Source organism: Streptomyces narbonensis, assembly GCF_014649015.1.
GTDB lineage: Bacteria > Actinomycetota > Actinomycetes > Streptomycetales > Streptomycetaceae > Streptomyces > Streptomyces narbonensis.
Genome location: NZ_BMSF01000007.1, coordinates 1 through 21,990 on the forward strand (window position 1 = coordinate 1; position 21,990 = coordinate 21,990).

General features: G+C 72.8%; 20 protein-coding genes. 8 read left to right on the forward strand and 12 right to left on the reverse strand.

Going from position 1 to position 21,990, the window contains the following annotated elements:
• On the forward strand, positions 1-274 hold a 274-nt coding region (locus IE124_RS34890), incomplete at its 5' end, for a hypothetical protein (RefSeq protein ID WP_229832465.1).
• A gap of 410 nt (positions 275-684) precedes the next feature.
• Complete coding sequence (gene trpS / locus IE124_RS14535; RefSeq protein ID WP_189508173.1) at positions 685-1,683, forward strand: tryptophan--tRNA ligase; 999 nt, start codon at positions 685-687, stop codon at positions 1,681-1,683.
• Here trpS and IE124_RS14540 read toward each other — a convergent pair.
• Positions 1,650-2,648, reverse strand: coding sequence for a GlxA family transcriptional regulator (locus IE124_RS14540; RefSeq protein WP_189508174.1), 999 nt, complete (start codon positions 2,646-2,648; stop codon positions 1,650-1,652). The two genes, trpS and IE124_RS14540, sit on opposite strands and share 34 nt — an antisense overlap.
• A gap of 75 nt (positions 2,649-2,723) precedes the next feature.
• Between IE124_RS14540 and IE124_RS14545 the strand changes: the two genes are divergently transcribed.
• Positions 2,724-3,314 (forward strand): cysteine hydrolase family protein, encoded by a 591-nt coding sequence (locus tag IE124_RS14545; protein ID WP_189508175.1) that lies wholly within the window; start codon positions 2,724-2,726, stop codon positions 3,312-3,314.
• Position 3,315: 1 nt separating this feature from the next.
• Here the strand turns inward: IE124_RS14545 and proC are convergent, their stop codons facing one another.
• From proC to IE124_RS14570, 5 genes are all read right to left on the reverse strand, one after another.
• Entirely contained in the window at positions 3,316-4,125 is an 810-nt protein-coding gene (proC, locus tag IE124_RS14550) for a pyrroline-5-carboxylate reductase (RefSeq protein ID WP_189508176.1), read from the reverse strand.
• Positions 4,126-4,209: 84 nt separating this feature from the next.
• A complete protein-coding gene (locus tag IE124_RS14555; protein ID WP_189508177.1) occupies positions 4,210-4,947 on the reverse strand; it encodes an ABC transporter permease in 738 nt (245 codons plus the stop codon).
• On the reverse strand, positions 4,944-5,825 hold the full coding sequence (locus IE124_RS14560; protein WP_229832466.1) for an ABC transporter ATP-binding protein: 882 nt from the start codon (positions 5,823-5,825) through the stop codon (positions 4,944-4,946). Before IE124_RS14560 ends, IE124_RS14555 begins: the two co-directional genes overlap by 4 nt.
• Before the next feature lie 70 nt (positions 5,826-5,895).
• Positions 5,896-6,426: a hypothetical protein gene (locus tag IE124_RS14565; RefSeq protein ID WP_189508178.1), complete on the reverse strand. Its 531-nt coding sequence runs from the start codon at positions 6,424-6,426 to the stop codon at positions 5,896-5,898.
• A gap of 35 nt (positions 6,427-6,461) precedes the next feature.
• The gene (locus IE124_RS14570; protein ID WP_189508179.1) at positions 6,462-6,767 is read right to left on the reverse strand and encodes an SH3 domain-containing protein; all 306 of its coding nucleotides are present in this window, start codon (positions 6,765-6,767) and stop codon (positions 6,462-6,464) included.
• A gap of 156 nt (positions 6,768-6,923) precedes the next feature.
• On the opposite strand from IE124_RS14570, the gene IE124_RS14575 reads away from it, so the two are divergent.
• A complete protein-coding gene (locus tag IE124_RS14575) occupies positions 6,924-9,089 on the forward strand; it encodes a serine/threonine-protein kinase (protein WP_189508180.1) in 2,166 nt (721 codons plus the stop codon).
• 174 nt (positions 9,090-9,263) lie between these two features.
• Here the strand turns inward: IE124_RS14575 and ilvD are convergent, their stop codons facing one another.
• The 4 genes from ilvD to IE124_RS14595 form a co-directional block, all read right to left on the reverse strand.
• Entirely contained in the window at positions 9,264-11,117 is a 1,854-nt protein-coding gene (ilvD, locus tag IE124_RS14580) for a dihydroxy-acid dehydratase (RefSeq protein WP_189508181.1), read from the reverse strand.
• Positions 11,118-11,275: 158 nt separating this feature from the next.
• Positions 11,276-11,887 (reverse strand): TetR/AcrR family transcriptional regulator, encoded by a 612-nt coding sequence (locus tag IE124_RS14585; protein ID WP_189508182.1) that lies wholly within the window; start codon positions 11,885-11,887, stop codon positions 11,276-11,278.
• Positions 11,884-12,732, reverse strand: coding sequence for a sugar phosphate isomerase/epimerase family protein (locus IE124_RS14590; protein WP_189508183.1), 849 nt, complete (start codon positions 12,730-12,732; stop codon positions 11,884-11,886). Before IE124_RS14590 ends, IE124_RS14585 begins: the two co-directional genes overlap by 4 nt.
• 273 nt (positions 12,733-13,005) lie before the next feature.
• The gene (locus tag IE124_RS14595) at positions 13,006-13,938 is read right to left on the reverse strand and encodes a Ppx/GppA family phosphatase (protein WP_189508184.1); all 933 of its coding nucleotides are present in this window, start codon (positions 13,936-13,938) and stop codon (positions 13,006-13,008) included.
• A 185-nt stretch (positions 13,939-14,123) separates the two neighbouring features.
• Between IE124_RS14595 and IE124_RS14600 the strand changes: the two genes are divergently transcribed.
• Entirely contained in the window at positions 14,124-14,918 is a 795-nt protein-coding gene (locus tag IE124_RS14600; protein ID WP_229832505.1) for a DUF3109 family protein, read from the forward strand.
• 120 nt (positions 14,919-15,038) lie between these two features.
• On the opposite strand, the gene IE124_RS14605 is transcribed toward IE124_RS14600, so the two are convergent.
• Positions 15,039-16,886, reverse strand: a complete 1,848-nt coding sequence (locus IE124_RS14605) for a BACON domain-containing protein (protein ID WP_189508186.1) — start codon at positions 16,884-16,886, stop codon at positions 15,039-15,041.
• 183 nt (positions 16,887-17,069) lie between these two features.
• Here IE124_RS14605 and radA point away from each other — a divergent pair, with 183 nt between their 5' ends.
• The gene (radA, locus tag IE124_RS14610; RefSeq protein WP_189508187.1) at positions 17,070-18,473 is read left to right on the forward strand and encodes a DNA repair protein RadA; all 1,404 of its coding nucleotides are present in this window, start codon (positions 17,070-17,072) and stop codon (positions 18,471-18,473) included.
• Between the two features lie 315 nt (positions 18,474-18,788).
• Positions 18,789-19,913: a DNA integrity scanning diadenylate cyclase DisA gene (gene disA, locus IE124_RS14615; protein WP_055642806.1), complete on the forward strand. Its 1,125-nt coding sequence runs from the start codon at positions 18,789-18,791 to the stop codon at positions 19,911-19,913.
• A 227-nt stretch (positions 19,914-20,140) separates the two neighbouring features.
• On the opposite strand, the gene IE124_RS14620 is transcribed toward disA, so the two are convergent.
• Positions 20,141-21,043: a hypothetical protein gene (locus tag IE124_RS14620; protein ID WP_189508188.1), complete on the reverse strand. Its 903-nt coding sequence runs from the start codon at positions 21,041-21,043 to the stop codon at positions 20,141-20,143.
• A gap of 225 nt (positions 21,044-21,268) precedes the next feature.
• On the opposite strand from IE124_RS14620, the gene IE124_RS14625 reads away from it, so the two are divergent.
• The gene (locus IE124_RS14625) at positions 21,269-21,970 is read left to right on the forward strand and encodes a phosphatase PAP2 family protein (RefSeq protein WP_189508189.1); all 702 of its coding nucleotides are present in this window, start codon (positions 21,269-21,271) and stop codon (positions 21,968-21,970) included.
• Positions 21,971-21,990 lie beyond the last annotated feature (20 nt).

A 21,990-nucleotide genomic window follows, 5' to 3' on the forward strand; every position in this document is an offset into this window, starting at 1 on the left:
ATCAACTAATCTGGCGTTGATTTTTGGCACGCTGTTGAGTTCTCAAGGTGCGGACGCTTCCTTCGTACTCACCCTCGCGGGCTTTCCTCCGGGCTTTTCCTTCGTTCCGAAGCTTATCAGATGTTTTCCATCCGATTTCCTCGGCGCTTTCCGGTCCGTTTCGCTTTCGCTCCGCGGCCCTTCCGGCGGTTCCGACTCTATCAGATCCTTTCGGCGTCTGATTCCCAGTCAGCGGGGTTTGTCTTTCCGGCTGTTGGGCCGTTCCGACGAGTGAGACTTTAGCGAATTCCTGCCTCCGACGCTAATCGGGCGGCTTGCGTTCAGACCTTCGAACGCGGATTCCTCATTTCGCAAATACACACGGAAAGCCGGACGGCGCGGCAAAGCGTCGTCAGCTTCTGTGGGTCTTGCGGAATGGCTGTCCGGGGCCGATGGGGGTCGGTGCTCACGTCGGACAACTCGGAGAACACTACGGACCGGGTAATCCCGTGTCAACCCCGGTCCTCGGGCGTAGCCTCTCCGTATGACTACGCATGCGCACGCCACCCAGTGGTGGGCCGCCTGACCGGCGGCCCGCACTCGCGCATGTACCAAGCGGCCGCCGTTCCGGCGGCCGTTCGCGTATCCCCCTCCGGGAACCGGGCCGTCGGGCCGGCGGCCCGTAGCTGAGGGAGAAGGAACGCGATGACGAGGATCTTCAGCGGGATCAAGCCCACCGGGCATCTGACGCTGGGCAACTACCTCGGGGCCGTACGGCGGTGGGTCGAGGTGGATCAGCACAGGGCGGAGGCGCTGTTCAGCGTCGTGGACCTGCACGCGCTGACCGTGGAGCACGATCCGGGGCGGGTGCGGCGGCTCAGTCGGCAGGCGGCGACGTTGCTGCTGGCCGCGGGGCTGGATCCGGAGCTCTGCACGCTGTTCGTGCAGAGCCATGTGGACGAGCACGCGAGGCTCTCGTACCTGCTGGAGTGCACAGCCACGGACGGCGAGCTGCGGCGGATGATCCAGTACAAGGAGAAGAGCGTGCTGGCGCGGGCCGCCGGGGAGGGTGTGCGGCTGTCGCTGCTCACCTATCCGGTGCTGATGGCCGCGGACATCCTGGCGTACGGGGCGGACGAGGTGCCGGTGGGTGAGGACCAGACCCAGCACGTGGAGCTGACGCGGGACCTGGCGGTGCGGTTCAACCAGCGGTACGGGCACACCTTCACCGTGCCGCGGGCCACGGCGCCGAAGGTGGCCGCTCGGGTCATGGACCTGCAGGACCCCACGTCGAAGATGGGGAAGTCGCATGCGAACGGGGCCGGGATCGTCTATCTGCTGGACGATGCGGAGACCGTGCGGCGGAAGATCATGCGGGCCGTGACCGACAGCGGACGGGACGTGGAGTACGACCGGGAGGCCAGGCCGGGGGTCGCGAATCTCCTCGATCTGATGGCAGCCGCGACGGATGGGAACCCGGAGGAGCTGGCCGGTGTATATCAATCGTACGGAGCGTTGAAGAAGGACACGGCGGACGCGGTCGTCGAGCTGCTGAGGCCGCTGCGGGAGCGGCATGCCGAGCTCGCGGCGGATCAGGGCCATGTGGATCAGGTGCTACGGGACGGGGCCGAGCGGGCCCGGGGGGTGGCGCGGCCGTTGGTGGACCGGGCCTATCGGGCGATCGGGTTGTTGCCCGCGGGGTGACGGAAGGCGTTGCGGTAGTCGCGCGGGCTGGTGGCGAGGTGCGAGGCGAAGTGCTGGCGCATCGTGACCTCGCTGCCGAAGCCCGCGCGGCGGGCCACCTCGGGGAGGGGGTGGTCGGTGCGTTCGAGGAGTTTCTGGGCGGCGGCGACGCGCTGGGTGATGAGCCAGTGCAGGGGGGTGGTTCCGGTGGTGGCCTGGAAGTGGCGGGCGAAGGAGCGGGGTGACATTCCTGCGTGGGCCGCGAGGCTCGCGACGGTGTGGGGTTCGTCGAGGTGGGCGAGCGCGTGGGCTCGGACGGTGGCGAGGGCGTCGGCGTCGCGGTCGGCTCGTGGTGTGGGGTGCTCGATGAACTGGGCTTGGGTGCCCGTGCGGAAGGGGGCGGTGACCATGGAGCGGGCGACGGAGGCGGCGGCTTCGGCTCCGTGGGCGGTGCGGACGAGGTGGAGGCAGAGGTCGATCCCGGCGGCTGTGCCGGCGGAGGTCCAGATGCCGGTGTCCTCGACGAAGAGCGCGTCGGGTTCGACCTGGATCTCGGGGTGGCGGTCGGCGAGCGTCTGGGCCAGGTGCCAGTGGGTGACGGCCCTGCGGCCGTCGAGGAGTCCCGCGCGGGCGAGGACGAAGGCGCCCGCGCAGAGCGAGGCGACGGGGATGCCCGCGGTGTGGGCACGGCGGAGGGCTCCGAGGAGAGGGGCCGGGAGGTCGGCGTCGGGGTCCTCTATACCGGGGACGAGGATCAGGTCCGTGGTGCTGAGTTCGTCGAGCCAGGCCAGGGGGCGGTCGGGGGTGAGGGTGAGTCCGCCGCGGAGGGGGATCGGGGTGTGCGGGTCGGTGGCGACCCTGTGGAGTTCGAAGGGTGGGACGCCGCGCAGTGTGCGGTCGCTGCCCCAGACCTCCGTGATGACGGAGACGTCGAAGGCGCGGATGCCGGGGAAGGAGAGGAGGGCGATGCGCTGGGGGGCGGCCATGGCTGGCAGTAAAGCATCGATCGCCGGCTTTTCTCCCTCTGGGGCAGTCGGCTGCGCGGCGTCAGGATCGTGGGTATGGAGATCAACGAGAACGCAGCGCTGGTGGTCGTCGACGTGCAGAAGGGCTTCGAGCTGGACTTCTGGGGGCGGCGGAACAATCCGGAGGCCGAGGGGAACATCGCGGCTCTGATCGATGTGTGGCAGGAGACGGGGCGGCCGGTCGTCTTCGTGCGGCACGACTCGGTGCAGGAGGGTTCGCCTTTGGAGCCGGGGACGGAGGGGAACGCGTTCAAGGACTTCGTCGAGGAGCGGCGGGGGAAGGGGGCCGGGCCGGAACTGCTGGTCACGAAGAGCGTGAACTCGGCGTTCTACGGGGAGCCGGATCTGGACGCCTGGCTGAAGGGGGCGGGCGTCGGGCAGATCGTGATCGTCGGGATCCAGACGAACATGTGCAACGAGACGACGGCCCGTATGGGCGGGAACCTCGGGTACGAGGTGCTGTTCCCCTTGGACGCGATGCACACCTTCGACCTGGAGGGGCCGTTCGGCTGGGTGCAGACGGCGGAGGAGCTGACCCGGGCGACGGCGGTGTCGCTGCACGGTGGGCGGTTCGCCCGGGTCGTGGCCACGGAGGACGTGGTGCAGGGCGCGGTCTCGGCCGGTTAGGTCAGCCGTTGCCGGAGGCGAGTTCGCGGCTGCGGTCGCGGGCGGCTTCGAGGGCGGCGATGAGGGCGGCCCGTACGCCGTGGTTCTCCAGCTCGCGGATGGCGCTGATGGTGGTGCCGGCCGGGGAGGTGACGGCCTCGCGGAGCTTGACGGGGTGCTCGCCGCTGTCGCGGAGCATCACGGCGGCGCCGATGGCGGCCTGGACGATGAGGTCGTGGGCCTGGGCGCGGGGGAGGCCGAGGAGGATGCCTGCGTCGGTCATGGCCTCGACGAGGAAGTAGAAGTAGGCCGGGCCGGAGCCGGAGAGGGCGGTGGCGGCGTCCTGCTGGGACTCGGGGACGCGGAGGGTCTTGCCGACGCCGCCGAAGATCTCCTCGGTGTGGACGAGGTGCGCGGGGGTGGCGTGGCTGCCGCCGGAGATCACGGACATGCCTTCGTCGACGAGGACGGGGGTGTTGGGCATGACGCGGACGACGGGGGTGCCGGTGGTGAGGCGCTCCTCGATGAAGGAGGTGGGGATGCCGGCGGCGGCGCTGATGACGAGGCGGTCGGCGGCGACGTGGGGGGCGAGCTCGTCGAGGAGGCGGCCCATGTCCTGGGGCTTGACGGCCAGGATGAGGGTGTCGGCGCGCTTGGCGGCCTCGGCGTTGGTGACGGCTTCGACGCCGTAGCGGGCGTGGAGTTCGTCGGCGCGTTCGGTGCGGCGGGCGGTGACGAGGAGGTTCGCGGGGCGCCAGCCGGCGCGGATCATGCCGCTGAGGAGCGCTTCGCCGATCTTGCCGGTGCCGAGGACTGCGACGGTCTGGGTCATGGGTCTTTCACCTCGCCGAAGGGGGTATGTGTCGTCATCCTCGCACCGGCGGGACGGGGTGCGTGTTCGGTGTCCGAGGGGCGGTCACGCGGTACGGCGGCGGAGGGTGGCCGCGCCGAGGGCGAGGACGAGGACGGCGCAGCCTGCGACGACGAGGGCGTCGCGGACGAAGTCGGGGGTGATGTCGGGGTTGCGGAGGACTTCGTTCATGCCGTCGACGGCGTACGACATCGGGAGGACGTTCGAGAGGGCTTCGAGGGCGGGGGCCATCTGGTCGCGTGGGGTGAAGAGGCCGCAGAGGAGGAGCTGGGGGAAGATCACGGCCGGCATGAATTGGACGGCCTGGAACTCGGAGGCGGCGAAAGCGGAGACGAAGAGGCCGAGGGCGGTGCCGAGGAGGGCGTCGAGGAGGGCGACCAGGAGGAGGAGCCAGGGGGAGCCGACGACGTCGAGGCCGAGGAACCAGACGGCGAGCCCGGTGGCGAGGGTGGACTGGAGGACGGCGAGGAGGCCGAAGGCGAGGGCGTAGCCGGCGATCAGGTCGGCCTTGCCGAGGGGCATGGCGAGGAGGCGTTCCAGGGTGCCGGAGGTGCGTTCCCTGAGGGTGGCGATGGAGGTCACCAAGAACATCGTGATGAGCGGGAAGATGCCGAGGAGGGAGGCGCCGATGTTGTCGAAGGTGCCGGGGCTTCCGTCGAACACGTACCGGAGCAGGAAGAGCATCAGGCAGGGGACGAGGAGCATCAGGGCGATCGAGCGGGGGTCGTGGCGCAGCTGACGCAGGACGCGGGCGGCGGTGGCGAGGGTGCGGGCGCTGTTCATGAGCGGGGCTCCTCGTGGGTGGTGCGGGGGTGCCCGGCTGCGGGGTGTCCTGCTTCTGGGGGTGCTGTTTCCGGGTGGGTTGCGCGGGTCGCTGCGGCGTCGACGAGGTGGAGGAAGGCCTCTTCGACGGTGGCGGTGTCGTTGCGGCGGCGGAGGGCTTCGGGGGTGTCGTCGGCGAGGATCTCGCCCTCGCGCATGAGGAGGAGGCGGTGGCAGCGCTCGGCCTCGTCCATGACGTGGGAGGAGACGAGGAGTGTCGTCCCGCGGTCGGCGGCGATCTGGTGGAAGAGGTTCCACAGGTCGCGGCGGAGGACGGGGTCGAGGCCGACGGTGGGTTCGTCGAGGACGAGCAGTTCGGGGGTGCCGAGGAGGGCGACGGCGAGGGAGACGCGGCTGCGCTGGCCGCCGGAGAGCCGGCCGGCGAGGGAGTCGGCGTGCGAGGTGAGGTCGACGTCGGTGATGGCCCGGGCGACGGCGGTGCGGCGGTCGTGGCGGCGGGCTCGGCCGGGGAAGAGGACGGCGGCGAAGTAGTCGAGGTTCTGGCGGACGGTGAGGTCGTCGTAGACCGAGGGGTCCTGCGTGACGTAGCCGATGCGGGAGCGGAGGGTGGGGTCGCCCGCGGGGCGGCCGAGGACCTGGAGGGTGCCGCCGACCTGGGCCTGGGTGCCGACGATCGCGCGCATGAGGGTGGTCTTGCCGCAGCCGGAGGGGCCGAGGAGGCCGGTGATGCGGCCGGACGGGATGGTGAAGTCGAGGCCGCGGAGGACGGTGCGCCCACCTCGTACGGCGGTGAGGCCTTGGGCGGTGACGGCGGCGGTGTCGTCGGCTGCCCGGGCCGGTTCCGTCGAGGCTGTCGCGCCCGTCGGGGAATTCATCATGTGATGAATAGTGCTCCTGGGGGTGCCGGCCGTCAAGGACGCGGACAGGCTGGGTGGAATGCCGGGCGGGCTACTTGCGCTTGGGCTTGGGCTTCCTGCGGGCGGCCGGGTTGCCCGTGCGGGCGTTGCGGCGCTTCTCGTACTGGGCGCTGGACGTCTCGTACTCCGTGCGACGCAGCTGCTCGCCGGGCGCCTCGGTGAAGCAGCGGAAGAAGTAGGCCAGGAGCGAGCCGATGAAGCCGATGGCCTTCAGGCTGCGCAGGGACTCCTCGCGGCGCGGGTCGGTGGGCCTGCGCGTGAAGCCTTCCCAGGTCTTGCGGAAGGCGATGGCGCTGCAGACCGCGAACATGACGACGACCAGCATGTTGACGAAACCGCCGATGTCCGCGATCTCCAGGCCTTCGTAGGCGAAGCGCAGCACGAAGCAGGCCGCGACGGCGGCGGCCAGCGAGCCGACGGCCACGCCGACGCGGCGCAGCACGTAGTGACCGGTGTGGTCGACCCAGGTCGTACCGAAGAAACGGATCTCCTCGGGCTGCGGCCCGCCGGCCGTCGCGCTGGGGGTCTGCTCCGTGCCGGGGGTCTGCTCTTCGTCGCTCACAGAGTCGATTATCCCCGGAGCGGCGGAGGAGGACCTCAGGCGCAGCGCGGTGCGACGTAGCCGTCGCTGCCCGTCTTCACGTAGGCGTCGGAGACGTACTCGCCCGGGGCGATGCTGTCCCAGAGGTTGGTGGTGCCGTACGGGCCGTTGATCCATTCGCCGGGCTTCTGGCAGTAGACCGGGACCGTGGAGCCGGCGGCCAGCGACCGGACGATCGAGTACTGGGTGCTGGGGCCCGAGCGCACGTTGACCCGGTACCCCGGGGCTATCGCGTAGCGCTTCACCGCGCTCGTCGCCGTCGTCGCCACGTCCGCCGTGGGCTGCTTCTCGTCGGTTCCCATGGTGTCCTCCCCCTGTGGCGCAAAAGCGCTACGCCGAGTTTCACTCTCTGCGACGCGCAGGCTAGCAAGCTCCTCCGACTTCGCGGGCACCATGGACTAGGCTCCGTCGGGTCGCGCAGGCGCGTGATGTGACGGGGAATCACACGGGGGTGGGCGATGCCACCGTTGCGCAGTACCGGCGCCGACCGGGATGCGGAGGGGCCCGAGTACGCGGGCGGCTACCGCCTCCAGGCATGTCTCGGGTCCGGCGGCATGGGGGTCGTCCATCTCGCCGCCTCGGCCTCCGGCCTGCGGCTCGCGGTCAAGGTCGTGCACGCTCGGTATGCGGAGGACCCGGAGTTCCGGGCCCGTTTCCGCCAGGAGGTCGCGGCCGCCCGACGGGTGAGCGGAGCCTTCACCGCGCCGGTCGTCGACGCCGACCCCGAGGCCGTACGCCCCTGGATGGCCACGCTCTACGTGCCCGGGCCGACCCTCGCCGACCAGGTGAAGCGGAACGGCCCCCTGTCCCCCGCCGAACTGCGGCGGCTCACCGCCGGGCTCGCCGAGGCGCTGCGGGACATCCACCGTGCCGGGGTCGTCCACCGGGACCTCAAGCCGAGCAACGTCCTGCTCACCGACACCGGACCGAAGGTCATCGACTTCGGCATCTCCCGGCCCGTGGACAGCGACCTGCACACGGAGACGGGGAAGCTGATCGGCTCGCCGCCCTTCATGGCGCCCGAGCAGTTCCAGCGGCCCCGGGAGGTCGGGCCCGCGGCGGACGTCTTCGCGCTGGGCTCGGTCCTCGTGCACGCGGCGACCGGGCACGGCCCGTTCGACTCCGACAGCCCGTACATCGTGGCCTACCAGGTCGTCCACGACGAGCCGGATCTGAGCGACGTGCCGGCGGAGCTGGCGCCGCTCCTGGCGCGCTGCCTCGCCAAGGATCCCGCCGAGCGGCCGACCCCCGCCGAGATCATGTCGGCGCTGCTGCCGCCCTCGTACGAGGCGGAGGCGTTCATACCGGCCCAGCGGCGGCGCCCCACCCTGCCGGAGAGCGAGCCCGGCAGCTGCCCCGCCTGGGACGCGGACACCCGCGTCCGGGCGACCACCGTCGCTCCCCCGGCCCGTCGGCGCCTCCGGATCCGTCCGAGGGTGACCGCCGCCCTCATCGCCGTGCTCGCGCTGACCGGCGCCGGGCTGTACGGCGCGCTCAGCGCTCCCGCGGAGGGCGGGCACGAGGCTCCCGCCCGCCCGGACGAGGTCGCCACGGCCTTCGCGGGCTGGCGGACGCCGCTCCAGGAACGGGGCCCGACGGCCGCTCCCGCCTGTGTGCACGGCGGCGGCGCGCTGTACTGCGTCGCCCGGGGCGTCGGCATCGCCCGGCTCGACCCGGTCACGGGGCAGGTCCTCTGGTCGCGGACCACCCCCATCGACTCGGAGACCCCGACGGCTCCCGCCCTCCTGGCCGAGGGCACCGTCGGCGCCGCCGCCCCCACGGGCCCGCTCCGGGCCTACGACGCCGCGGGCGGCACGCCCGGGTGGGGTGCCGGCCAGACGGGGACCGCGCCCGAGCTGTACCGGCCCGCCGGCACCGCCGTCGTCCTGGCCGACGGGCGGGGCGGGCTCCGGGCTCTCGACAGCCGCAGCGGCAAGGAGCTCTGGCGGCACGGCCTGGCCGGTTTCTCGGTCCCGCGGCTCGGCGCCTACGACGCGCCGTCCGGGCTGCTGGCCGTCTCCGAGACCTCGGCCGACGGGTCGAGCACGCGGGTCGGCACGGTCCGGCCCCGGACCGGCGAGGTGGTCTGGCAGCGGACCCTGGAGGGGGACCTCGCCCCGCTGGGCCGCACCGGCGACGGAGCGTTCGTCCTCGGCGACCACTACCAGGACCCGCTGATCGACGGACTGGTGCTGCTGGGCCCCGACGGCTCGGCGGACTCCGTGCGGCGGCTGGCGCTGCCCCACCGGATCGACGTCCGGGGGGTCGCGGTGCGCGGCGCGGTCGTCCACATCCTCGACGCGAACGGCCACCTCACCGCCTTCGACACCGCCGCGCCGAAGGGGCGGGTGCTCTGGGAGCTGGAGACGGGCGCCGGAAACGTCTCCGAACCGGTGCTCGGTGGCGACGACCGCCTGTACTTCTCCGTCCAGGACGGCCGGCTGCTGGCCGTCAACACCGCGCGCGGGGCGCTGATCGGCCAGACCAGGCCGCGGCTGCGGAACGGGCGGCTCGGTTACGCGCCCATGGTCCCCGAGCCTCAGGTCGCCGGGGACCGGGTGTTCGGGACGGCGCCCGACGGCTCGGTCTTCGCGGTCGACGCGCGCGAACCCGAGTCCTGGTGAGCGCGTCGCGGGCATCGTGATCCTCGCGAGCCCCGGGGGCCTCGTGAGCCCCGTAAGCCACATGAGGTCTGTGTGAGCCCCGTGAGCTGAAGACAGGCGGTGGCGTACGACGGCGGGGAGCAGGCTGTGTGCCCGCTCCCCGCCGTCGTACGTCCGCCCGTTCGACCGCCGGGCTCAGCCCAGCTTCGTCACGTCCCGGACCGCGCCCTTGTCCGCGCTCGTCGCCATCGCCGCGTACGCCTTCAGCGCCGCCGACACCTTGCGCTCACGGTTCTTCGGCGCGTACACGCCGCCCAGCGCCTCGCGGCGGGCCGCCAGGGTGGCCTCGTCGACGAGGAGCTCGATCGAGCGGTTCGGGATCTCGATGCGGATCCGGTCGCCGTCCTCGACGAGCGCGATCGTGCCGCCCGAGGCCGCCTCCGGGGAGGCGTGGCCGATGGACAGGCCCGACGTGCCACCGGAGAAGCGGCCGTCGGTGACCAGCGCGCAGGTCTTGCCCAGGCCCCGGCCCTTGAGGAAGGAGGTCGGGTAGAGCATCTCCTGCATGCCCGGGCCGCCGCGCGGGCCCTCGTAACGGATGACGACCACGTCGCCGTCCTTGACCTGCTTGTTGAGGATCTTCTCGACGGCCTCGTCCTGCGACTCGCAGACGACGGCCGGGCCCTCGAAGGTCCAGATCGACTCGTCGACGCCGGCCGTCTTCACGACACAGCCGTCCACGGCGATGTTGCCACGCAGGACCGCGAGGCCGCCGTCCTTCGAGTACGCGTGGGCCGCGTCGCGGATGCAGCCGCCGGCCGCGTCCACGTCCAGCGCCTCCCAGCGCTCGGACTGCGAGAAGGCGGTGGCGGAGCGGACGCAGCCGGGGGCCGCGTGGAACAGCTCGACGGCCTCGTCGGAGGCGGAGCCACCACGGACGTCCCAGGTGTCCAGCCACTCCTTGATGGACGCGGAGTGGACGGAGTTGACGTCCTCGTTGAGCAGGCCCGCGCGGTAGAGCTCGCCCAGGATCGCGGGGATGCCGCCGGCCCGGTGCACGTCCTCCATGTAGTACGTGCGGTCCTTGGCGACGTTCGGCGCGACCTTGGCCAGGCAGGGCACCCGGCGCGAGACCTCGTCCATGTCGCTGAGGCCGTAGTCGAGCTCGGCCTCCTGGGCGGCGGCCAGCAGGTGCAGGATCGTGTTCGTCGAGCCGCCCATGGCGATGTCGAGGGCCATGGCGTTCTCGAAGGCCCCGCGGGTCGCGATCGAGCGGGGCAGGACGGAGGCGTCGTCCTCGTCGTAGTACCGGCGGGTGATGTCGACGACCGTGCGGGCGGCGTCCTCGTACAGCCCCTTGCGAGCGGTGTGGGTGGCGAGCAGCGAGCCGTTGCCGGGGAGGGAGAGGCCGATGGCCTCGGTCAGGCAGTTCATCGAGTTGGCGGTGAACATGCCGGAACAGGACCCGCAGGTCGGACAGGCGTTCTCCTCGATCCGGAGCATGTCCTCGTCCGAGATCTTCGGGTTCACCGCGTCGACCATCGCGTCGACCAGGTCGAGCGTGCGGACCGTGCCGTCGACGAGCGTGGCACGGCCGGCCTCCATGGGGCCGCCGGAGACGAAGACCGTCGGGATGTTGAGGCGCAGGGCGGCCATCAGCATGCCGGGGGTGATCTTGTCGCAGTTGGAGATGCAGATCAGGGCGTCGGCGCAGTGCGCCTCCACCATGTATTCCACGCTGTCCGCGATCAGGTCGCGGGACGGGAGGCTGTAGAGCATGCCGCCGTGGCCCATCGCGATGCCGTCGTCGACGGCGATCGTGTTGAACTCGCGGGCGATGCCGCCGGCGGCCGTGATGGCCTCGGAGACGATCCGGCCGACCGGCTGGAGGTGGGTGTGGCCGGGGACGAACTCCGTGAAGGAGTTGGCGACCGCGATGATCGGCTTGCGGCCGATGTCCGCGCCCGGTACACCGGAGGCGCGCATAAGGGCGCGTGCGCCCGCCATGTTGCGTCCGTGGGTGACTGTGCGGGACCTCAGCTCGGGCATCGTCGCTCGCTCCTCGTGAAGGGTGTGCTTGCATTCGAGCGTACGCCGACGCTCCAAGATCTGGACAGCCTGTCCGTATGACGGACTGCGTGTTCAGGTTCCGGTCAGGTGAGGCGGTGGGGCCCGTCCGGCTGCCGGTACCCGGTCCGGCGAGGCTTTCAGCTCTCGGTCAGGTACCGCTGGAGCGTCGGTGCCACCTGGGCCACGATCTCCTCCGGGTCGGCCGAGGCCAGCGGCTCGACCTGGATCACGTACCGCAGGATCACGATCCCGATCATGTGGGAGGCGGCCAGCTCCGCGCGGAAGCTCGGCTCCGGTACGTCGAGCTCGGCCGCGATCCGCTCCAGGAGCCGGCGCAGCACGAAGGTCCGCAGCACCTTGGCCGCGGCCTCGTGGGTCAGCGCGGAGCGGACGATGGCGAGGAGCGGGGCGCGGCTGACCGGGTTCTCCCAGACGCCGATGAAGAAGCGTGCGAGCCGCTCGCCGATGGCCTCGCGCGGGCCGCCGAGGATCGCCGGGACGACCAGCGCCGGCTCGAAGGAGACCTCGATCGCGGCGGCGAAGACCTCGTCCTTCGTACCGAAGTAGTGGTGCACGAGCGCCGGGTCCACGCCTGCGGCCTTGGCGATGCCGCGGACGGAGGCCTTGTCGTACCCGCGCTCCGCGAACTGCGCGCGGGCCGCCTCCAGGATCCGTTCGCGCGCGCCCGGTCCGCTGTCCTCCTCGGTACGGGACGGGCGGCCGCGCCGGCGGGGGGCCGGGTCGGTCATGGGCGGGGGGCCCGCTCGGCCGGACGGGAGGGGCGGCCCGCGGCGGACGCGAGGTGGAGCCGGGTGAAGGCGAGTGCCTCGGCGAGGTCGGCCTCGCGTTCGGCGGCTGACATCGCGCGCCGGGTGTTGACCTCGATGACGACGTGGCCGTCGAAGCCGGTGAGCGCGAGCCGCTCCAGGAGCTCGGCGCAGGGCTGCGTGCCGCGGCCCGGGACCAGGTGCTCGTCCTTGGCGGAGCCCTTGCCGTCGGCGAGGTGGACGTGGCCCAGGCGGTCGCCCATGCGGTCGATCATCGCGAGGGCGTCGGTGCGGGCGGTCGCGGTGTGCGAGAGGTCGACGGTGAAGTGCCGGTAGTCGTCCTTCGTGACGTCCCACTCGGGGGCGTACGCGAGCATCTCGCGGTCCTTGTACCGCCACGGGTACATGTTCTCGACGGCGAACCGGACGTCGGTCTCGTCCGCCATCCGCCAGATGCCGGAGACGAAGTCCTTCGCGTACTGGCGCTGCCAGCGGAAGGGCGGGTGCACGACGACCGTCGACGCGCCGAGCCGCTCGGCGGCGGCCTGCGCGCGCTGGAGCTTGACCCACGGGTCGGTGGACCAGACGCGCTGGGTGATGAGGAGGCAGGGGGCGTGGACGGCCAGGATCGGGACCTGGTGGTAGTCGGAGAGGCGGCGCAGCGCCTCGACGTCCTGGCTGACGGGATCGGTCCACACCATGACCTCGACGCCGTCGTAGCCGAGGCGCGCGGCGATCTCGAAGGCCGTCGCCGTCGACTCCGGATAGACCGAGGCCGTCGACAGGGCGACCTTCGCATCCGGGATGCGCACCACTGGTTCTGCCACCCAGACAGGGTACGGGGCGGGCCGGGGGCCCGGGAGGTGGTTCGGGTCACGCCGGGCGGGGTGCACGCGCGCGTGAAGGGACGGGACCGGAGTGCACGCGCGCGTGAAGGGACGGGACCGGAGTGCACGCGCGCGTGCAGGGACGGGACCGGAGTGCACGCGCGCGTGAAGGGACGGGACCGGAGTGCACGCGCGCGTGAAGGGACGGGGCCGGAGTGCACGCGCGCGTGAAGGGACGGGGCCGGAGTGCACGCGCGCGTGAACCTGTCGTGGCTACTCCTCCGGCAGGTGGTCCAGGCGGCGCAGGATGACGCCCTCGCGCAGCGCCCACGGGCAGATCTCCAGCTCCTCCACGCCGAGCAGGTCCATCGCACCCTCCGCGACGAGCGCGCCCGCGAGGAGCTGCGGGGCGCGGCCCTCCGAGACGCCCGGCAGGGCCGCGCGCTCGGGGACGGTCATCGCGGCGAGCCGCGGGACCCACTCCTCCAGGGACTTGCGGGACAGCACCCGCTGGACGTACAGGCCGTCCCCCGAACCGGGCGCGCCGGCGATCCTGGCGAGCTGCTTGAAGGTCTTGGACGTCGCCACGACATGGTCGGGGCGGCCGAAGCGGCTGAACTCTCCGACCGTACGGGCGATCTGCGCCCGGACGTGCCGGCGCAGCGCCTTCACGCTCTCGGTGTCCGCCGGGTCGCCGGGCAGCCAGCCCGAGGTGAGGCGGCCGGCGCCGAGCGGCAGGGAGACCGCGGTGTCCGGGTCCTCGTCGATGCCGTACGCGACTTCGAGGGAACCGCCCCCGATGTCGAGGAGGAGGAGCTTGCCCGCGGACCAGCCGAACCAGCGGCGGGCCGCGAGGAAGGTGAGCCGGGCCTCCTCCTCGCCGGTGAGGACCTGGAGGTCGACCCCGGTCTCGTCCTTGACCCGGGCGAGGACGGCGTCCGCGTTGGTGGCCTCGCGCACGGCCGAGGTCGCGAACGGCAGCACCTCCTCGCAGCCCTTGTCCTCGGCCGCATGGAGGGCTTCCCGTACGGTCCCGATCAGCCGCTCGACGCCGTCGGGCGCGATGGCGCCCCGCTCGTCGAGGAGCTCGGCGAGCCGCAGCTCCGCCTTGTGGGAGTGCGCGGGCAGCGGGCGGGCGCCGGGGTGGGCGTCCACCACCAGCAGGTGCACTGTGTTCGAACCGACGTCGAGGACTCCGAGTCTCATGGGCGGAACGCTACTGCGCCGACCCGCATACGCTTGGTGTTGTGCCAAAGACGAAGCAGGCGAAGCCGGACAAGGACAGCAGCGGCGAGGCCGGTGCGAAGGCCGGCAAGGCGGGCAAGGCGGGCAAGGCCGGTAGGTCCGGCAAGGTCGCCAAGGCCGTGAAGGCCGATCGAGCGGAGAAGGCCGTGAAGGCCGAGAAGGTCACCAAGAAGCGGGGCAAGGGCGTGGAGCCGGACGAGAAGACGCTGGACTTCGCTCGGGCGTGGGTCGAGTTTCCCGATCCGGCCGACGCCGAGCAGGTGTTCCGCTGCGATCTGACCTGGCTGACCTCGCGCTGGACCTGCATCTTCGGCAGCGGCTGCCAGGGCATCCAGGCGGGCCGGGCCGACGACGGCTGCTGCACGCTGGGCGCGCACTTCTCGGACGACGACGACGAGAAGCGGGTCGCGTCGCACGTGGCCCGGCTCACGCCGGAGCTGTGGCAGTTCCACGACGTCGGCACGGAGTCGGGCTGGGTGCAGCTCGACGAGGACGGCGACCGGCAGACCCGCCGCTGGGAGGGCTCCTGCATCTTCCAGAACCGTCCCGGTTTCGCGGGCGGCGCGGGCTGCTCGCTGCACATCCTGGCCCTGAAGGAGGGCAAGGAGCCGCTGGAGACGAAGCCGGACGTGTGCTGGCAGCTGCCCGTGCGCCGGACGTACGACTGGATCGAGCGGCCCGACGACACCAAGGTCCTCCAGGTGTCGATCGGCGAGTACGACCGCCGTGGCTGGGGTCCGGGCGGCCACGACCTGCACTGGTGGTGCACCTCGGCCACCTCGGCGCACGGCGCCGGGGAGCCCGTCTACGTCACGTACCGGCCGGAACTGACGGAGATGATGGGCAAGGAGGCCTACGAGGTCCTCGTCGGGCTGTGCGAGGCCCGGCTGGCCTCGCAGCTGCCGCTGGTGGCCCCGCACCCGGCCGACCCGATCTCCTGAGGTCGGCCGGCCCTCCAGGCGGTCGCGGCCCTTCCCAGCGGCCCTTCCTGTCGGTCGCAGCTCTTCCTGACGGCCCTTCCCAGCGGTCGCGGCCCCCAGCCGTCGCATCCTTCCCTGAGGTCAGGGGCCGGACGGCGCCGGGTCGTCCGTCGTCGGTGGGGGCGTGCCCGGGTCCGTCGTGCCCGGGTCGGTCGTCGGCGGGGGCGTCGTCGGCTCCGTCGTCGGGTCGGTCGTCGGGTCCGTCGTCGGCGGAGGTGTCGTCGGGTCCGTCGTCGGCGGCGGCGTGCTCGGCTCCGTCGTCGGCGGGGGCGTCGTCGGCTCCGTGGTCGGGGGTGTCGTCGGCTCGCTGGTCGGCGGGCTCGTCGGCGGCGATGTGGGCGGGCTCGTCGGAGGGCTCGTCGGCGGTGTGGTCGGGTCGGTCGTCGTCGGCGGGGTGACCGGGCGGGCGACCTGCGGCGGGGCGGTCTGCCCCTGGCCGTTGATCCTGACGACCGCGCCCGAGGGGTGCACGCCGACGCGGGCGCTCCACGCGCCCGCGGGCTCGCGCCCGTGGTCGACGCGTACGACGACCGTGACCGTCTCGCCGGGGCGGAGCGTGCCGGACGCCCGGCTCACGTACAGCCAAGGGGCGTCCGTCCACAGCGCCCAGGCGACGGACGAGCCGCCGTCGGCGGTCAGCGTGAGCATCGTGAGCTCGCCGGAGCAGTGCGCGCCGACCGTGAGGTGGCCGGGGGCGGGATCGCCGGGCGCGGCGGGGCCCGCGGGGCCTGTGGGGCCGCCGGGGGTGAGGATCTCGACCGAGACGTCGGGGGAGCGGCTGCCGCGGGTGAAGCGGGGCTCGGGGGTCGTGCGGGCGTTGCCCGCGTTCTCGTAGCGGCCGCCGCCGTCGGGGCCCACCGGTTCGTCCGCCTCGCGCGCGCTGATCCTCGTGCCTCCCGGGACCCCCTCGTCGGCGACCGGGGTGCCGCGGTACGAGGTCCACAGCGCGAGGATCGGGGCGGCCACGACGGCCGCGACGACGGTGGTCGTCACCGCGCGGGCCCGGAGCCGGTCGCGGCGGGCCGTGTGGTCCTTGGGGTCCATCGGGAAACCGGTCGGGGCGAAGCGCGGGGCACCGGCACGCGCGCGCGGGACGTGCAGCATCGCCATGTAGGCGGCGGCCCGGGGCGCGTCGACGAGCGGCAGCCGGTCCGGTGGGAGGGGAGCGGCGCCGGGCCAGGGGCCGGTGGCGCCCACCCGCTCGGCGGCCTTGCGGCAGCGGGGGCAGTCGTCGACGTGGCGGACGAGCTCGGCGCGCAGGGCGGCGGAGAGCAGCACCTGGTGGTCGCCGGTGAGCCGGGCGACGGTGGAACAGCTGCCCGTCTCGACGACGGCGAGGGCGGCGCGGGTCCGCTCGACCTCGCAGGCGGCGGTGGCGAGGAGCTCGCGGGCGGCGAGCGGATCGAGGGAGAGCACGGCCGCGACCTGCCGGTGGCTCAGGCCGTGGCGGACGGCGAGCTCCAGGGCCTCACGCTGCTCGGGGGTGGTGCCGGCGGCCTCGGGCCAGGCGAGTTTCGCGAGTTCGGCGCGGCGGCGCTCGGCGATCCCCTCGGAGACCGGGGGCGGCTCGGGCGCGGTGACGGCGGGGCGGCCGGTGTGGGCGCCCTGGCGCTTGCGGCGCTGCTCGGCGAGGGTGCGCAGGCAGGCCCAGCGGGCGAGCGCGTACAGCCAGGCCGTCCGGCCCTCCTCGTCGGAGGGGCAGCGGCCGAAGTGGCGCTCGGCGACGGCGAGGACGTCGCCGAGGACGGCGGTGGCCGTGTCGTGCTCGCAGAGCACGGAGAGGCAGTACGTGTAGAGGCCGTCGAGGGCGGCCTCGTACCGGGCGGGGGGCCGCTGACCGAGCGTGCGCGGTCCCTGCTCCGCGGCGCCGTGGTGCGCCCGGTGTGCGCCGGTGGTGCGTGTGGGGGAATCCAGCCTGCTGCTCGTCACGGGGCGACGGTAGGCAGGGCGGGGGGCCCACTTCGTATCGGTCGACCACTTCTCATTCGTACGGGTGAAGGTATCGCTCGAAAGGGGACAGGAACCTCACATTCCGTCACCCGATCGAGGACGGACCCCGGCCCGGGCGGGCGCCGGCCCTCGCTGTCAGTGGGGGCCGCTACGGTGTGGACCATGGCTGCCCGTACGAAAACCGCCAAGGATCGGCCGTCCTACCGCTGCACCGAGTGCGGCTGGCAGACGGCCAAGTGGCTCGGCCGCTGCCCCGAATGCCAGGCCTGGGGGACGGTCGAGGAGTACGGCGCGCCCGCCGTCCGGACCACCGCGGCCGGCCGGGTCTCCACCGCCGCCCTCCCCATCGGACAGGTCGACGGCCGACAGGCGACCGCCCGCTCGACCGGCGTCGACGAGCTGGACCGGGTCCTCGGCGGGGGCCTGGTGCCCGGCGCCGTCGTGCTGCTCGCGGGCGAGCCCGGCGTCGGCAAGTCCACGCTCCTGCTCGACGTGGCGGCCAAGGCGGCGAGCGACGAGCACCGCACGCTGTACGTCACGGGCGAGGAGTCCGCGAGCCAGGTCCGGCTGCGCGCCGACCGGATCGGCGCGCTCAGCGACCATCTGTATCTGGCGGCCGAAACCGATCTGTCGGCTGTCCTGGGCCACCTCGACGCCGTGAAGCCCTCCCTGCTGATCATGGACTCGGTGCAGACCGTCGCCTCCCCCGAGATCGACGGCGCCCCCGGCGGCATGGCGCAGGTCCGCGAGGTCGCCGGAGCCCTCATCCGGGCCTCCAAGGAGCGGGGCATGTCCACGCTCCTCGTCGGCCACGTCACCAAGGACGGCGCCATCGCCGGGCCCCGGCTCCTGGAGCACCTGGTCGACGTCGTCCTGAGCTTCGAGGGCGACCGGCACGCGCGCCTGCGTCTGGTCCGGGGCGTGAAGAACCGGTACGGGGCGACGGACGAGGTCGGCTGCTTCGAGCTGCACGACGAGGGCATCACGGGCCTGGCCGACCCGTCCGGGCTCTTCCTGACCCGGCGTGACGTGGCCGTGCCGGGCACCTGTCTGACAGTGACCCTGGAGGGCCGCCGCCCGCTCGTCGCCGAGGTCCAGTCGCTGACGGTGGACTCCCAGATCCCCTCCCCGCGCCGGACCGTCTCCGGTCTGGAGACCTCCCGCGTCTCGATGATGCTGGCGGTCCTGGAGCAGCGGGGCCGGATCAGCGCGCTGGGCAAGCGCGACATCTACAGCGCGACCGTGGGCGGCGTGAAGCTCTCCGAGCCCGCCGCCGACCTGGCCATCGCGCTCGCCCTCGCCTCCGCCGCGAGCGACACCCCGCTGCCGAAGAACCTGGTCGCGATCGGCGAGGTCGGGCTCGCGGGCGAGGTCCGCCGGGTGACGGGCGTCCAGCGCCGCCTGGCCGAGGCACACCGGCTGGGCTTCACGCACGCGCTGGTCCCGCCGGACCCGGGCAAGGTGCCGGCCGGCATGAAGGTGACAGAGGTCGCGGACATGGGCGACGCCCTGCGCGTCCTCCCCCGCACCCGCCGCGCGCCGCGCTCGGAGACCGCGGAGGGGTAGCCGGGCCGCAGGGAGCGCATGGCCGGCCGCACACGGAGGGCATCGCGGCCGTACGGAGGGAGAGCCCCGGCCGTACGGAGCGTGTGGCCCGGCCGCGCGAAGGGCGTGCGCGGGGCGCGTGGAAAGGTTCCGGAGGGCGTATGGAAGCGTCGGGGGTTGGTAGACGAGGCGGCTTCGAGGGTAGGCGAGGGGGCACGAGCGGGCGCCCTCGCGCCCTCCCGCCGCACCCTTGAGCGGCGCGAGGCGGAGGGCGGCGGGGTGGTGTCGCTAGACTTTGCCCTGGTCTCGCCCATCCGTACGAGCCGGAGGAGTGCAGTGGCAGCGAAGGACGGGGCAGCAGCTCCCGGGAAGTCCGGCGCGAGCTCCGGCAACGAAGCGCTGATGCGCGCCGCCCTGAGCGCCGTCGCGCCGGGTACCGCGCTGCGTGACGGCCTGGAGCGGATCCTCCGGGGCAACACGGGCGGTCTCATCGTGCTGGGCCTGGACAAGACGGTCGACGCGATGGCCACCGGCGGCTTCGTGCTGGACGTCGAGTTCGCCGCGACGCGCCTGCGCGAGCTGTGCAAGCTCGACGGCGCGCTCGTCCTCGACAAGGACATCACCAAGATCCACCGCGCCGGTGTGCAGCTGGTCCCGGACGCCTCCATCCCCACCGAGGAGACCGGCACCCGCCACCGCACCGCGGACCGGGTCTCCAAGCAGTGCAACTTCCCGGTCGTCTCCGTCTCGCAGTCGATGCGTCTGATCGCGCTGTACGTGAACGGTGAGCGCCGGGTCCTGGAGGAGTCGGCCGCGATCCTCTCCCGCGCCAACCAGGCTCTCGCGACCCTGGAGCGGTACAAGCTCCGGCTCGACGAGGTGGCCGGCACGCTCTCCGCGCTGGAGATCGAGGACCTGGTCACGGTCCGGGACGTCACGGCCGTCGCCCAGCGCCTGGAGATGGTGCGCCGGATCGCCACCGAGATCGCCGAGTACGTGGTCGAGCTCGGCACCGACGGACGGCTCCTGTCGCTCCAGCTCGACGAGCTGATCGCGGGCGTGGAGCCGGAGCGCGAGCTGGTCGTCCGGGACTACGTGCCCGAGCCCACGGCCAAGCGCTCGCGGACGGTCGCCGAGGCGCTCACCGAGCTGGACGCCCTCAGCCACACCGAGCTGCTCGAACTTCCCGTCGTGGCGAGGGCCCTGGGCTACAGCGGTTCACCCGAGACCCTCGACTCGGCCGTCTCCCCGCGCGGCTACCGGCTCCTCGCGAAGGTGCCGCGGCTGCCGGGCGCGATCATCGAGCGGCTCGTGGAGCACTTCGGCGGGCTGCAGAAGCTCCTCGCGGCGAGCGTCGACGACCTCCAGACCGTGGACGGCGTCGGCGAGGCCCGCGCCCGCAGCGTCCGCGAGGGCCTCTCGCGGCTGGCGGAGTCCTCGATCCTGGAGCGGTACGTCTAGCAGGCAGGAACGGATCGCCCGCGCCGGGCCCAGTGGCGGCCCCCGTGGCGGCCGACGACGTGGTTCCTTTGCGACCCGCGCCCTGGTCCCTTGGCGGCCCGCGCCCTGGTCCCTTGGCGGCCCGCGCCGTGGACCCGTGGCAGCCCGCGCCCTGGTCCCTTGGCGGTCCGCGCTCTGGACCCGAGTGGTGGCCCGGCCCATGAGGCCGGGCCGTCGCCGTCTTCGGCTCAGTCCTTGGCCAGGGTGAACGAGGCCGGGGCCACCTTCGCGCCCGCCAGCGTCGCCTCCACCAGGTAGGTCCCGGGGCCGGCCTGGCCCGCCGGGGCCGTGGCGCACTTCGGCGCGCTGCGCCCGCGGTCCCACTCCACGGTGTGGGTGACCGTCGTCTGCGCCGGGACGCTCAGCAGGAGCGGATTGCCCGGGCGCGGGCAGTCGTCGGAGGCCCAGACCGCGTCGGCCTGCTTGTCGCTGATGGTCAGGACCGCGCTGCGCGGCCCGAAGTCGGCCTTGCAGGCGGTGTCCGAGGTGTTCCTGACGACCAGGTGGAAGCGGGGCTTCTCGCCCGCCTCGTAGGAGACCTTGGCGCTGCGCAGGCTCAACTGCAGCGCTCCGGAGGGGCAGTTCGGGAGCGGAGAATCGGCCGGAACCTGCTGTCCCGCGCCGGTGCCCGCGCCTCCGTCGCCGCCCGCGCCGTCGGTGTCGCCGTTCTTCCCGGTGCCGCCGGCGCCGGAGTCCGTACCGGCGCCGGCGCCCTCGCCGGAGCCCGAGCCCGCGTCCGTACCGGATCCGGCGGAGCCGCCGTCACCGCTGCCGCCGTCACCGCTGCCGCCATCACCGCTGCCGCCATCACCCGACGTGTCGCCGGAGCCGCCGGAGTCGCCCGACTCGTCGCGGCCGCCGGGCTGTTGGCTGATCGCCGGGCCGGTGCCGGAAGGGCCGGGAGTGATCGAAGGGGGTGTGGGCGACGAGCCGTTGGCGGCGTCGTTCGTCTTCTTCCCACCGCCGTCACCCGAGGTGAGGGCCCACACGGCGAGCAGGGCGAGAACCGCCACCAGGCACACGGCCACCGCCCTCCGTCGCCAGTAGATGGTGGAGGGAAGCGGCCCGACCGGATTGCGCAAAGATCCCACGACCCGAACCTTACGAGAGATCCGGCCCAACTCCCGCCCCACCCGCCGCCCGAGACATCAAGTTTTGCCGATGATCACATCCTTCGGCGTCGGGAACTTTTCCCGAACGGGCTTGCAGCAGCCCGGAATCACGGGGATCCGGCTCGCCCCCCCACTTTCGTCGGGGGTCTCTCTGGCCGTTGGCCCGGGGCGGCGAGCTCCGAATTCCGGTTAGCGTCATCCACCATGGACTCCCTCCTCGACCTCTCCGATCGGCTCTACCTCGACGTCGCCGACTTCGCCCACTCCACCCCGCACTGGTTCCAGTGGCTCGCGGAGGTGTGGACCGAGGCGGGACTGCTGCTCTTCGGCGTGCTGTTCCTGGCCGGCTGGTGGCGCTCCCGTGACGGATCGAGCCGGCTGATGGCGCTCGCGCTGCTCGCCCCGCTCGCCACCGCCTTCGGATACGTGGTGAGCGAGGGGCTGAAGTCGCTGATCGACGAGGAGCGGCCCTGCCGGGCGGTGCTCGGGGCGCCCGCCGCTCTCGTGGAGTGCCCGCCCTACGGCGACTGGTCCTTCCCGAGCAACCACTCGGCCATCGCGGGCGCCGCGGCGATCGCGCTCGCGCTGTCCTGGCGCGGGATGGTCTGGCTGACCGTGCCGATGGCGCTGCTCATGGCCTTCTCCCGGGTCTTCGTCGGCGTGCACTACCCGCACGACGTGACCGCCGGCGTACTGCTCGGAGCCCTGGTCGCCTTCCTCGTCATGCGGGCGGCGGAGCGACCGGTGCGGTCGCTGGTGGAGACGGCCAGGTCGAGCCGGAGCTCGGCCGTCGTGTGGTGCGCGGGGCGCGGACCCCGGGCGCACGCCGCTCCGCACGCCTCTTCGCACGCGCACGCCTCCCCTCACGCCGACCGGCCCGAGCGCGCGCGCCACGGCTCGCGCTGATCCCGTCGCGGACGTGCCAG